The sequence below is a fragment of the Streptomyces sp. NPDC014870 genome, from assembly GCF_043081505.1.
Taxonomy (GTDB): Bacteria; Actinomycetota; Actinomycetes; order Streptomycetales; family Streptomycetaceae; genus Streptomyces.
In genome coordinates this window covers 1-12,969 of record NZ_JBIBWQ010000007.1, presented here as the reverse complement: position 1 = coordinate 12,969, position 12,969 = coordinate 1, and the positions used below count along the sequence as shown (strand labels likewise).

The 12,969-nt window shown below is 72.3% G+C and carries 9 protein-coding genes; 4 read left to right on the top strand and 5 right to left on the bottom strand.

The genetic code is table 11. The features are described 5' to 3' along the window. Window positions 1-33: 33 nt before the first annotated feature. Entirely contained in the window at window positions 34-843 is an 810-nt protein-coding gene (locus ACF09C_RS20420; RefSeq protein WP_392093035.1) for a M15 family metallopeptidase, read from the bottom strand. On the opposite strand from ACF09C_RS20420, the gene ACF09C_RS20415 reads away from it, so the two are divergent. Continuing rightward, window positions 842-1,402, top strand: coding sequence for an NUDIX domain-containing protein (locus tag ACF09C_RS20415; RefSeq protein WP_392093033.1), 561 nt, complete (start codon window positions 842-844; stop codon window positions 1,400-1,402). The genes ACF09C_RS20420 and ACF09C_RS20415 overlap by 2 nt on opposite strands. Window positions 1,403-1,536: 134 nt before the next feature. On the opposite strand, the gene ACF09C_RS20410 is transcribed toward ACF09C_RS20415, so the two are convergent. Next, window positions 1,537-3,891, bottom strand: a complete 2,355-nt coding sequence (locus tag ACF09C_RS20410) for a glycoside hydrolase family 31 protein (RefSeq protein WP_392093032.1) — start codon at window positions 3,889-3,891, stop codon at window positions 1,537-1,539. A gap of 217 nt (window positions 3,892-4,108) precedes the next feature. Here ACF09C_RS20410 and ACF09C_RS20405 point away from each other — a divergent pair, with 217 nt between their 5' ends. Beyond that, on the top strand, window positions 4,109-6,079 hold the full coding sequence (locus tag ACF09C_RS20405; protein ID WP_392093030.1) for an acetoacetate--CoA ligase: 1,971 nt from the start codon (window positions 4,109-4,111) through the stop codon (window positions 6,077-6,079). 441 nt (window positions 6,080-6,520) lie between these two features. On the opposite strand, the gene ACF09C_RS20400 is transcribed toward ACF09C_RS20405, so the two are convergent. After that, complete coding sequence (locus ACF09C_RS20400; RefSeq protein WP_392093028.1) at window positions 6,521-7,849, bottom strand: aminotransferase class I/II-fold pyridoxal phosphate-dependent enzyme; 1,329 nt, start codon at window positions 7,847-7,849, stop codon at window positions 6,521-6,523. Window positions 7,850-7,897: 48 nt separating this feature from the next. Here ACF09C_RS20400 and ACF09C_RS20395 point away from each other — a divergent pair, with 48 nt between their 5' ends. Further along, complete coding sequence (locus ACF09C_RS20395; RefSeq protein WP_392093026.1) at window positions 7,898-9,202, top strand: MFS transporter; 1,305 nt, start codon at window positions 7,898-7,900, stop codon at window positions 9,200-9,202. 22 nt (window positions 9,203-9,224) lie between these two features. After that, complete coding sequence (locus ACF09C_RS20390) at window positions 9,225-10,130, top strand: hypothetical protein (protein WP_392093025.1); 906 nt, start codon at window positions 9,225-9,227, stop codon at window positions 10,128-10,130. A 79-nt stretch (window positions 10,131-10,209) separates the two neighbouring features. Here ACF09C_RS20390 and ptsP read toward each other — a convergent pair whose 3' ends face one another. Together ptsP and ACF09C_RS20380 are read right to left on the bottom strand one after the other, a co-directional pair. Then, window positions 10,210-11,880: a phosphoenolpyruvate--protein phosphotransferase gene (ptsP, locus tag ACF09C_RS20385; protein ID WP_392093023.1), complete on the bottom strand. Its 1,671-nt coding sequence runs from the start codon at window positions 11,878-11,880 to the stop codon at window positions 10,210-10,212. Window positions 11,881-11,963: 83 nt separating this feature from the next. Continuing rightward, entirely contained in the window at window positions 11,964-12,413 is a 450-nt protein-coding gene (locus ACF09C_RS20380; RefSeq protein WP_392093022.1) for a PTS glucose transporter subunit IIA, read from the bottom strand. Window positions 12,414-12,969: the final 556 nt, after the last annotated feature.

Genomic DNA, 12,969 nt, shown 5'->3' with positions numbered 1-12,969 from the left:
GGTGGTTCCGGCCGCCCGTTCCCTCCTTCGCGATCAGTGCCCCGCGACCGACCTGCGGGCCACCGGGAAGTCGAAGAACGTGCTCGGGAACGGCTCCGGCTTGAAGGTGAAGTGCCACCACTCCTCGGGCAGGTTCACGAAGCCCTCCGCGGCCAGCGTCTCCTTCAGCAGCTGCCGGTTCGCCCGCTGGGCCCCCTGGATCCGGGGATCGTCGGTGTGCGAGAGGGTGTCGAAGCAGTCGAAGCCCGTGCCCATGTCCACGGAGTTGTCCGGAAAACGCTCGGCCTGCGGCTGGAAGCACTCCGCCAACGGCTCGCCGGGTACGTACGGACGCGTGGGCAGGGCCGGCAGCCGCACGATCGTCACATCGACCGTCGAGCCCCGGCTGTGCCCGGACTTCTCCGCGATGTAACCGTCCTCGAACAACCTCGACTTGTCGACGAGTGGATAGAACTCCTTCTTCATCCGCTCGTCGTCCAGGTCCTTCGCCCAGCGCACGAAGTGGTCGACGGCCCGCTGCGGGCGATAGCAGTCGTAGACCTTCAGCGTGTAGCCCCACGCGCGCAGTCTCACCTGGGCCCGGTGCAGCGCGTCGGCCGCCGGACGGGTCAGGATGCAGAGCGGCTGCCGGTAGCCGTCCACGCGCTCACCCACGAAGTTGTGCACCGTGGTGTAGCGCATCTCCTGAAGGATCGTCCGGTCCACCGAACTCAGGGCCACGAACTCCTTCGGAGCCCGCGGCTCCGGCCTGGCCTGCGCCGACGGCACGGCGGCGGTCGCGGCCAGCATCGCCGCGGCCGCGAGCACACCGAGGGTACGTAAAACGGAAGCACGTCTCGTCATGCGCACCGTCTATCAGGTTCCCGGGGCACGGGAAAGAGTGATCGCGTACGGTCCTGACGTGAAGGACACCCACTGCTCCAGCTGCGGCACCCGCTACGCCGAACCGGCCGACTGGCCCCGCACCTGCGCCGCCTGCGGCGCGGTCGCCTACCGCAACCCGCTTCCCGTCGCCGTCGCCCTGCTCCCCGTCACGGACGACCACGGCACCGGACTCGTCGTCATCACCCGCACCATCGAACCGGCGCTGGGCGGCGTCGCCCTCCCCGGCGGCTTCATCGACCACTCCGAGGACTGGCGGGACGCCGTGGTCCGCGAACTGCGGGAGGAGACCTGGATCGAGGCGTCCGCGGACGACGTGCGCCTCGCCGACGCGCTCAGCTCCCCGGGCGGCCACCTGCTCCTCTTCGGCCTCCTCCCCACCCGCACGGCGGACGAACTGCCGCCCTCCGCCCCGACGGACGAGACCAGCGGCCGCCACATCCTCCGCGCGCCGACGGAACTGGCCTTCCCCCTGCACACGGAGGCGGCCCGCCGCTGGTTCGCCGGCGCGTACGCCTGACCGCGGCTCCCGGTCCGGTGCGTACGCCTGACCGCGGCTCCCGGTCCGGTGCGTACGCCTGACCGCGGCCCCTGGCACCTGTCCGGCGGATCACGCCGGGACCGACCCTGATCCGCCGCCGCCCGACACTCCCTCTACCCCTCCACCCCTCGCACCCGCACCGGCAGCTCCACCTCGGCCGACCCCTCGTCGGTCACCCGCTCCACCACCACCCGCCCGTCCACAAGGCGCGACGCGTACCGCTCGATCACACCGGACTTCCACCCGTCACCGGTGTCCCGTACGACGAGCCCCCCGCCGGTCCGCCCGGCGGCCGGGGCCCACACCTCCAGCTCGAGCCCCCCGTCCGCATCCCGGACCGGGATGACCGCCCCGGCCCGCGCGAGCACCGGGATCCGGGACCAGGGCGCGTCCAGCAGGACCTGCCCCGGTCCGTCGTACGCCTGTCCCGTCGCGGTGTCGTACCAGCGACCGCGCGGCAGCCGCACCGCCCGCCGGTCGGCGCCCCGGGCCAGCACCGGGGCCACCAGCAACGCGTCGCCCACCAGGAACGCGTCGTCGCAGTCCCGCAGCGCCCGGTCCTCGGGCGCCCCCCACCACACGGGCCGGATGTACGGAGCCCCGGTCAGCCGGGCGAGCTGGGAGAGCGTCACGAAGTACGGCAGCAGACGCTCCCGCTCGGCCAGCGCCACGCGCGCGTGCTCCAGCACCTCGGGGCCGAACTCCCACGGCTCGCGGCGCCCGGCGTCGATCGCCGCGTGCGTGCGGAACAGCGGCATCCACGCCCCGAGCTGGTACCAGCGCAGGAACAGCTCGGGCGAGGGACTCCCGTCGAAGCCGCCGACGTCAGGCCCCGAGTACGGCACCCCGCACAGCCCGAGGCCCAGGACCAGCGACAGGGACGCCCGGAGCCCCGGCCAGCCGGTCGCCACATCGCCCGACCAGGTCCCTCCGTAGCGCTGCATGCCCGCCCACCCCGAGCGGGAGAAGAGGAACGGCCGTTCGTCCGGCCGCAGCCGGCGCAGCCCCTCGTAGCCGGCCCGCGCCATCGTCAGCCCGTAGACGTTGTGGCCCTCGCGATGGTCCCCGCCGCGCCCCTCCAGGGCGTGCCGGGCCGACCGCGGCAGCGTCTGGTCGCCGAACGGGGCGAAGGAGACCGGCTCGTTCATGTCGTGCCAGACACCGGAGAAGCCCTGCCCGAGCCGCTCCTCGTACAGGCCGCCCCACCACTCCCGTACCGCCGCGTCCGTGAAGTCCGGATACGCGCACTCGCCCGGCCACACCACCCCGTGGACCTCCTCGCCGCGCGCGTCCCGGACGAAGGCACCGGCCGCCTTCCCGGAGTCGTAGACGGCGTTCCCCGGCTCCGCCTTCACCGCCGGGTCGACGATCGACACCAGCCGTACGCCCCGCTCCCGCAGCTCGCTCGCGAGCCCGGGAAGATCGGGGAACCGCTCGCGGTCCACCGTGAACACCTGGTGCGCGTCGTAGTGGTCGATGTCCAGGTGCAGCACGGACAGAGGGAGACCCCGCTCGCGGTAGCCGTCCACCACGCGCCGCACCTCCCGCTCGCTGCCGAACCCCCACCGGGCGTGCTGCGCACCCAGCGCCCAGGACGGCGGCAGCGCCGGCGCACCCGTCAGGGCCGCCCATCCGTGCAGCACGCGCGCGGGGGTACCGACCACCACCCAGCAGCGCAGCGGCCCCCCGCTCATCCGGACCTCGCTGGTCCCCGGCCGGTCGTGCCCAGAACCGGCCCCCTCCTCACCTTCGGTGAGGGTGACCCGCCCGTCCCAGGTGCTGTCGTGGAACGCCAGATGGGTCCCCGCGTCGGCGACGACGAACTGCACCGGCATCGTGATGTACAGCGGATCGTCGCCAGGGGAGAAGCGCCCCTTGGGGTCGGTGTTCCACAGCCGGTACGTACCGTCGCGCAGGCGCGGCCCCGAGGCCCGCCCGCCGAGCCCGAAGAACCGCGCGTCCGCGGGCACCTCACTGCGCTGCACCCACCGCGCGGGGCCGCCCGCAACCGGCTCCCACCAGCGCGGCGGCAGATCCCGCCGCAGGACCACCCCACCGGGTGTACGGATCTCCACCGCGCCGTGCCGCGACACCGCGACCGTCACCCGTTCGGAGACCACCCGCCAGCCGCCGTCCGTGTCCGGCTCGAGCCGGGCCCGGGGGTCCGCCTCCGGCGCCTCACCGGCCAGCGCGTACGACGGCAGCTGCCCGGCCCCGTCCCAGCCCCAGAACACCGTGCCCCCCGCCGACACGCTGATCCGCAGCTCGGAGCGGGCGAACCTGACGATTCCGCCGCCCGGCAGCGGCTCCACCTCGCCCACAGGACCCGGCACCCGGGCCCGCTCCGCACCCCTCGGCGGCAACCCCCACGCGTCCGTCCTGCGCTGCCGCCACGCCGAACGAACCGCCCGCAATCCCTGCACCGAACCGAACACCCTCACCGAACGCACCAGCTCACGACCGTCCATGCTGCTCAGCCTGCCAGTCGGCACAGCCCCGGCGGGTTGCGTTCAACTGCCGTTCACCCGTGGTGAGAGCACATATTCAGCAGCCCGACCATGGGCGGGGAACCCTGGTGCGAACGCCGCTCCCATGGCATCGTCCCTGTCAGCCGCGTCACGCGCACACCCCAGCACGTGCGCGGGACACACGCAGACCCCGCGTACGCCCAGGGAGCCACCCCACATGACATCAGCGCACACCGAACCGCTCTGGCAGCCGGACGAGGCACACATCGCCGCCGCCGCGGTCACCCGCTTCCAGGCCTGGGCCGCCGAACACCACGGAGCCCCGGCCGAGGGCGGCTACCCGGCCCTCCACCGCTGGTCGGTCGAGGACCTGGAGGCGTTCTGGCGGGCCGTCGCCGAGTGGTTCGACGTCCGCTTCTCGACCCCGTACGAGCGCGTCCTCGGCGACCGTTCCATGCCGGGCGCCCAGTGGTTCCCGGGAGCCACTCTCAACTACGCCGAGCACGCGCTGCGCGCCGCCGGCGAGCGCCCCCACGACACGGCCCTGCTCCATGTGGACGAGACACATGAGCCCCGCCCGATCACCTGGGCCGAGCTGCGCCGCCAGGTCGGCGCCCTCTCCGCCGAACTCCGCGCCCTCGGTGTGCGCCCGGGCGACCGGGTGAGCGGCTACCTGCCCAACATCCCCGAGGCCGTGGTCGCCCTGCTCGCCACCGCGGCCGTCGGCGCCGTATGGACCTCCTGCGCGCCCGACTTCGGGGCCCGCAGCGTCCTCGACCGCTTCCAGCAGGTCGAGCCGGTCGTCCTGTTCACCGTGGACGGCTACCGGTACGGCGGCAAGGAGCACGACCGCCGCGAGACGGTCGCCGAACTCCGCGCCGAACTCCCCACCCTCCGCGCCGTGGTCCACATCCCGCTCCTGGGCACGGAGCCCCCCGAGGGAGCCCTGGCCTGGTCGGCCCTCACGGCGGCCGACACGGAACCGACGTTCGACCAGGTCCCCTTCGACCACCCCCTCTGGGTCCTGTACTCCTCGGGCACGACGGGCCTGCCCAAGGCCATCGTGCAGTCCCAGGGCGGCATCCTGGTCGAGCACCTCAAGCAGCTCGGCCTCCACTGCGACCTCGGCCCCGAGGACGTGTTCTTCTGGTACACGTCCACCGGCTGGATGATGTGGAACTTCCTGGTCTCGGGCCTCCTGACGGGCTCCACGGTCGTCCTCTACGACGGCAGCCCCGGCTACCCCGACACGGGTGCCCAGTGGCGCGTCGCCGAACGGACCGGGGCCACCCTGTACGGCACCTCCGCCGCGTACGTCATGGCCTGCGCGAAGGCGGACGTCCACCCGGCCCGGGACTTCGACCTCTCCGCGATCAAGTGCGTCGCGACCACGGGCTCCCCGCTCCCGCCGGACGGCTTCCGCTGGCTGCACGACGAGGTACGGGCGAACCTCTGGATCGCCTCGGTCAGCGGCGGCACGGACGTCTGCTCCTGCTTCGCGGGAGCCGTCCCCACGCTCCCGGTCCACATCGGCGAACTGCAGGCGGCCGGCCTCGGCACGGACCTCCAGTCCTGGGACCCGTCCGGCAAGCCGCTGATCGGCGAGGTCGGCGAACTCGTCGTCACCAACCCGATGCCCTCCATGCCGATCCGCTTCTGGAACGACCCCGACGGCAGCCGCTACCGCGACAGCTACTTCGAGATGTTCCCGGGAGTCTGGCGGCACGGCGACTGGATCACGATCACCGACCACGGCTCCGTCGTCATCCACGGCCGCTCCGACTCCACCCTGAACCGCCAGGGCGTCCGCATGGGCAGCGCCGACATCTACGAGGCCGTCGAACGCCTCCCCGAGATCCGCGAATCCCTCGTCATCGGCCTCGAAGAGCCGGACGGCGGCTACTGGATGCCGCTCTTCGTGCACCTCGCGGACGGCGCGACCCTGGACGAAGCGTTGATCGCCCGCATCAAGCAGACGATCCGCACCGAACTCTCCCCGCGCCACGTCCCCGACGAGATCATCGAGATCCCGGCCGTCCCGCACACCCTCACGGGCAAGCGCATCGAAGTCCCCGTCAAGCGCCTCCTCCAAGGCACACCACTCTCCAAGGCCGTCAACCCGGGCTCGGTCGACAACCTGGAACTGCTGCACTTCTACGAGGCCCTGGCCCACAAACGCAACACCTGACACCCACGCCCGCAGGCGCGGCGGAGCAGCACGCCGCGACCGCGGGCGCGAAGGGAACCGCGCTCCCCACCAAGCGGCGCGCAGCTGCCGCGCCGCGGGGCGGCGGCCCTGTTCTCGTCCCGCGGGGGAGCCGGGCACCCCGCGGCGCCCAGGTGCCGAGCCGGGCGCTCCGCGGCGGTGACCCCGGTCTCGTCGTGCAGGGAAGCCGGGCCGTGCCGGATACCACCCCCCACGGCGGTCCGACCACCCGCAGCGCGCAGCTGCCGCGTCGCGGGGGTCTCGGGGTGGGGCCCCGGCCTTGCCTTGTGTGGGGAGCCGGAGGCACCGGATCCTGGCCCGCCTCCGTCCCACCACTCCCCGGCGCGCAGCTGCCGCGTCGCGGGGGTTCGGGGCGGCAGCCCCCCCGGTCTCGTCAGAGTTTCGGGAAGGGGTGGGGGAGCCCTACCCGCCGTACGTCGCCTGCGCCTCACCCAGCACATCGGCAAAGTCCGAGGCAAGGCGCCCGGCCTCGGCCACCCCCAGCGTCGCCGTAGTGATCCGCACGGCCGTCGGCGAGGCGATCCGGAACCGCGCCCCCGCCGCCACCCACCATCCACGCGTCCGCAGCCCGTTGACGACCGCCGACTCGTCGCCCACGGGCACCCACACGTTGAGCCCGCTCGCGGCGCCGCCCCCGCCACCCCCGACGCCATACGCGCCGAGCGCGTCGACCAGAGCCGCGCGCCGCTCCGCGTACGCGGCCTCGCCCGCCGCGACGAGACCGGCGACGGCCGGGTCGGAGAACAGCCCGACGACCGTCTCCTGCAGCACGTGGCTGACCCAGCCGGAGGTCATGAGCATCCGCCCGTCGTGCCGGGCGAGCGTCACCGGATCACCGGCCACCCCCGCCCACCGCAGATCGACGCCCAGCCGCTTCGAGACCGTCCGTACCTGCGCCCACCGCTCGAGCCCCGCCGCGGCCAGCGTGGGCGCCACCGGACCGGCGAGCTCCACGTGGTAGTCGTCCTCGACGACCAAGACCTCCGGGAACTCCCGCAGCAGCGCGGCCAGTTCGTCCCGCCGCGCGAGCGAGAACGACGCCCCCGTGGGGCACTGGGCGCGCGGACTGCACACCACCGCCCGCACCCCCGCGCGCAGCGCGGTCCGCAGCGCCTCCGGCGTCATGCCCACGTCGTCCACCGCGACCGGCACCATCCGCAGGCCCAAGGCCGGCACCAGGTCCAGGAGATGGTGGAAGCCGGGATCCTCCACGGCCACCGCGTCCCCCGGCCGCAGCTCCACGGAGAGCAGCCGCGCGACGCAGTCGAGCGCGCCGTGCGCGAAGGTCACCCGCTCCGCCGGCACGTCGTCCCGGGCGAACCACGCGCGCGTGAGCTCCTCCAGAGCGGCGAGGCGAGGCACGGCGCGGTGCGAGCCGTACACCGGCCGGACCTCCGCCGGTGGCCGCAGGACGGGGAGGAAGGCCGGGTCGGGCAGGCCGCTGGCCAGGTCCACCAGACCCGGTGGCACCCGCGGTGGCCGCCGTGAGGCGACCGACGGCGCCTCCGCGACCACCGTGCCGCCCCGGCCGCGCGTGACCACCAGACCGCGCCGCCGCAGCTCCTTGTACGCCGTCGCGACCGTGCCGGCACTGATCCCCAACTCGTCGGCGAGCCGCCGCACCGGGGGCAGAGCGTCCCCGGGCGCGAGTTCGCCCTCGGTCACGCCGCGCTCGACGGACGCGGCAATCCCCTTGGCCGTCGTCCCCTGGATCGAATATTGTGTTGCCACGTACCAAATTATGTATCAATACAAAACTCTGGTCAAGGGGGAACCCGAGTGAGCCGCCCGATTCCACGGCCCAGCACCGTCCTCAACCGCATACCCGGCGGTCGCGACGGCCGCCGGATGCTCGTCGTCAGCATCATCGACAAGACCGGCACCGGCCTCTGGGCCAGTTGCACCGTCCTCTACTTCACCTACGTCTCCGGCCTCGGCCTCGGCCAGGTCGGCCTCCTCATGACCGTCTCCGGCGGAGTCGGCATCGCCGGCGCCCCGCTCGCAGGCCGCCTCGCCGACCGCTTCCCCCTCGTCAAGATCATCGTCGGAGCCCAACTCCTCCGCGGCGCCGCCCTCCTGCTCCTCCTCACCACCGACAACCTGCTCCTCCTGACGCTCTACTCCGCCCTCGGCGCCCTCCCCGACCGCGCCGGCAGCGTCCTCATCAAGCTCTACGCGGCCCGCCTCGCCGGCCCCGACCGCGCCCGCTACCAGGCCATCCAGCGGACCACCGTCAACATCGGCTGGTCCATCGGCGGCCTCGGCGCCGCCGCCGCGCTCGCCACCGGCAGCACCCGCGCCTACGGACTGCTGCTCCTCGCCAACGTCGTCACCTACCTCGTCATCGCCGCGCTCACCCTCCGCTGCGCCGAACCCCCGGCCCCGTCGCGCGTCGCCGCCGCCTCCGCCGAACCGGGCGACCCGAGCGGCGACCCGGGCGACCCGGCGCCCACCCCGCCGACCTCCCCGTGGCGCGACCGCACCTTCCTCGGCTACACCGCCACCGACGCCGTCCTCTTCCTCGACGACACGATCCTCCAGGTCGCCGTGCCCCTCTGGATCGTCCACGCCACCACAGCGCCCATCGGCCTCGCCCCGCTGCTGCTCGTCCTCAACACCGTCCTCGTCGTCCTCTTCCAGGTCCCCCTCGCCCGCTTCGCGACCACCACGAGAGCCGCCCGCCGACTGCTCGTCCCCCTCACCGCCCTGCTCTTCGTCGGCACCCTCGCCCTCGCCGCCTCGGCCGCGGGCGGCACGGCCCTGGCCATCACGGCCCTCGTCGTCGCCGTCATCGCCCTCACCTTCGCCGAGATCATCCACGCGACCGCCTCCTGGGAACTCTCCGTCGCCCTGGCACCCGCCCATGCACAGGGCTCCTACCTCGGAGTCCACGGACTCGCCCAGTCCACCCAGCGCTTCGCCGGCCCCCTCCTCGTCACCGGCGTCATGGCCGCCGGCGCGCTCGCCTGGCCCCTGCTCGGCCTCGGCCTGGTCGCCGCAGGCGCGGCACAGCACCGCCTGATCCGCGACCGCCTCACCAAGCCGTCACTGTCAGTGCCGAAGGTTACGGTGAGTGAGCACTGATCGACAGCGCCGAGGGGGAGACATGACCCGACCCGGAACCACCCCGTCCACCACATCACTGCGTCGCGCCCTGCGCCGCGAAGTCCCCAGCACCGTCGGCCTCCTGGCCGACGAGGACGACTTCACGGCCATGCGCCGATACGCCACCTTCGCCTTCGACGACCACCCCGCCTACCTCCAGCAGATCGAAGGCCTCCTCAAGTCCCTGGCCACCCAGGGCGGGCACACCACCGTCGCCCTCTTCGACCCCGAGGAGTACGCGGAGTACTGCGACGAGACCGGCCTCGACCCCGACCGCCCCGCAAGCCGCAGCCGCTACACCGCCCAACTGGCCGCCACCGGCGCCCTCGTCGCCTACACCGGCCAACCCATGACCACCCTCGTCCCCACCCTCATCGACACCGCCGTCCGCCACGCCACCTGGGAGTTCGCCACGACACTCCTCTCCGGCGTCGGCGACTGCGCCACCTGCGGACAGGACATCGGCCGAGAGGCCTTCGCCCACGCCTCACGCCAGCTCACCAGGCTCCTCGAAGCCGCAGGACCCGGCACCCACCACCTCGTCTGCAGCGTCCCCGCCGACGACGAACACCTCCTCGCCGTCCTCCGGGCGACCCGCGAAGACCACGGCCCCGCCTACCTCGACCGCGACGAAGCAGCCGAGTTCGCCACCGTGCTTGCCGTCGGCATCGCCCTCGACAGCCCCGGGGGAGTCGTCCTGCGCACCACCACCCCGGGAACCCGCGACCGCCTCCACGGCTGGCGCCTCACCGCGGGCAACCTCCACCCCCTCACCGAGGCCGAAGTCTTCAGCGCCTACTGCACCGACGCCCGCACCGGAGACCCGATCGCCCCCGAACCCGGCGTCGACCACCGGGCCGGCTTCCCCCTCGCCCCCGACGAGGACGACTGGCCCACCCACCACTGACACCACGGACGCCGAAGGGGCTCTCCGTCACCGCAGTGACGAAGAGCCCCTCCAGAACAACCCGCTCACGCGGCGGGGATCACTCCCCGGACAGCACCGCCTGCGCGGCGACCCGCGCCTCCTCGGCCGTGTCGGCGGCCCGAGCCGCGGCCGCGGCACGCTCGCACTGCGCCAGCGTGTACTTCGCCAGCGTCGCCCGCACATAGGGGATCGACGCGGCACCCATGGACAGAGAGGTGACACCCAGACCCGTCAGCACACAGGCCAGCAGCGGATCCGAAGCGGCCTCACCACAGACACCACAGCTCTTGCCCTCGGCCTTGGCAGCCTCGGCGGACAGCGCCACCAGGTCGAGCAGCGCCGGCTGCCACGGATCCTGCAGCCGCGACACCGCACCGACCTGACGGTCGGCGGCGAAGGTGTACTGCGCCAGGTCGTTGGTGCCCAGCGACAGGAACTCCACCTCCTGCAGGATCGAACGGGCCCGCAGCGCGGCGGAGGGAATCTCCACCATCGCACCGAACTTGGCCTGCAGCCCCGCCTCACGGCACGCGTCCGCGAACGCCTTCGCGTCCGTACGGTCCGCCACCATCGGCGCCATGACTTCCAGGTACACCGGCAGACCCTCGACGGCCTTCGCCAGCGCCGTCAGCTGCGTCCGCAGCACCTCCGGGTGATCGAGCAGCGAACGCAGACCCCGCACACCCAGAGCCGGGTTCGGCTCGTCCGCAGGCGTCAGGAAGTCGAGCGGCTTGTCCGCACCGGCATCCAGCACGCGCACGACCACACGACCCTCGGGGAAGGCCTCCAGCACCTTGCGGTACGCCTCGACCTGCTTCTCCTCGGTCGGAGCCTTCTTGCTGTCGTCCAGGAAGAGGAACTCCGTACGGAACAGACCGACACCCTCCGCGCCGGCCTCCACCGCGGCCGGCACATCCGCCGGGCCCCCGACGTTGGCGAGCAGCGGCACCTTGTGCCCGTCCGAGGTCGCACCCGGGCCACTGGACGCGGCCAGCGCGGCCTTGCGCTCGGCGGCGGCCGCCGTCAGCGCCGCCTTCTTCTCGTCGCTCGGGTCCACGAAGATCTCACCCGTGGAGCCGTCCACAGCGATGACCGTGCCCTCGCCGATCTCACCCGCGCCCGGCAGCGCCACCACGGCGGGCACACCCAGCGCCCGCGCGAGGATCGCGCTGTGGCTGGTCGGCCCGCCCTCCTCGGTCACGAAGCCGAGCACCAGCGCCGGGTCGAGGAGAGCCGTGTCGGCAGGCGCCAGGTCCCGCGCGATGAGCACGTACGGCTCGTCACTGTCCGGCACACCCGGCATCGGCACACCGAGCAGCCGCGCGACGATACGGTTCCGCACGTCGTCGAGGTCGGCCACGCGCCCGGCCATGTACTCACCCGCACCCGCCAGGAGCTCGCGGTAGTGGGAGAACGCGTCGTAGATACCGCGCTCGGCCGTGCTGCCGACCGCGATCCTGCGGTCGACGTCAGCGATGAGCTCGGGGTCCTGGGCGATCATCGCCTGGGCCTCCAGCACATGCTGGGCCTCGCCGCCGGCCAGATTGCCGCGCGCAATCAGGTCGGCAGCCACAGCCTCCACGGCCTGACGGGCACGCCCCTGTTCGCGCTCCGCCTCCTCGGCCGGAATCTGCTTGGCCGGCGGCTCGAGCACCGCCGTACCCATGTGCCGGACCTCGCCGATCGCCACTCCGTGGCTGACGCCGACGCCTCGCAGCGTTGTCTCCATCTCACCGTCTCCGATAGAGCGGCGGCATCCGGCCGCCGCAAATGAATGTCGAACCGTGGTCGTCCCGGGGAACGACGCCGGCGTCAGCTCCAGCTGAAGAGCTGGTCGCCGTTCTTCACGTCGCCGCTCTCGACGACATCGGAGAGGGAGTCGGCCGTGGCCTCGAGGGCCACGACGGGACAGATGGGGGACTTGCCGGCGGCCTCGACGGCGGCCGGGTTCCAGCGCACGACGACCTGACCGCGCTGCACGGTGTCGCCCTTGTTGACGAGCAGCTCGAAGCCCTCGCCGTTGAGCTGAACGGTGTCGATGCCGAGGTGCGTCAGCACACCGTGACCCTCGCCGTCGACGACGACGAACGCGTGCGGGTGGAGCGAGACGATGACGCCGTCGACCGGAGACACGGCCTCCGACGGCTCACGTACGGGGTCGATGGCGGTGCCGGGACCGACCATCGCGCCGGAGAAGACCGGGTCGGGTACAGCGGCGAGACCGATGGCGCGACCAGCAAGCGGCGACGTCACGGATGTCATGGGAAGCCTCCCAGGGGCGGAGATTGTGTGGCGCCGTCACTGCCTGTCCTGGACGGCGTACTGTTCAGAAGCCTAAGTCATAGGAAGTCCCGGTTCCGCACGAGACGTACCAGTTGGCGGACCTAGGGACTACCGGAAACGATTTGCCTCAGCTGACGGTGGGATGTACTGTCGTACTCCTGCCTGACCCCAACGCGGCTTTGAGTCGTGGGTCGGCAGCACCTATCGAGCCAGATCCTAACCCCAGTGGTCTACACCTCTGCATGCCTGCAGGGTGTGGTCAGGGGGAGCGAAAAAGCCTGGTAGTGTTTGACCCCGCCGCAAGGGAAAGCGCGAAAAGCGAATTCCGAAAACGGCAGCCCGCTCCAGCGGGTGGCAGAAACGGAAATCGGATCTGCTAAGCTGGAAACACGAAAGACCGAAGGGAAAAGCCCGGAGGAAAGCCCGAGAGGGTGAGTACGAAGGAAGCGTCCGTTCCTTGAGAACTCAACAGCGTGCCAAAAATCAACGCCAGATTAGTTGATACCCCGTCCATCTTCGGATGGTCGAGGTTCCT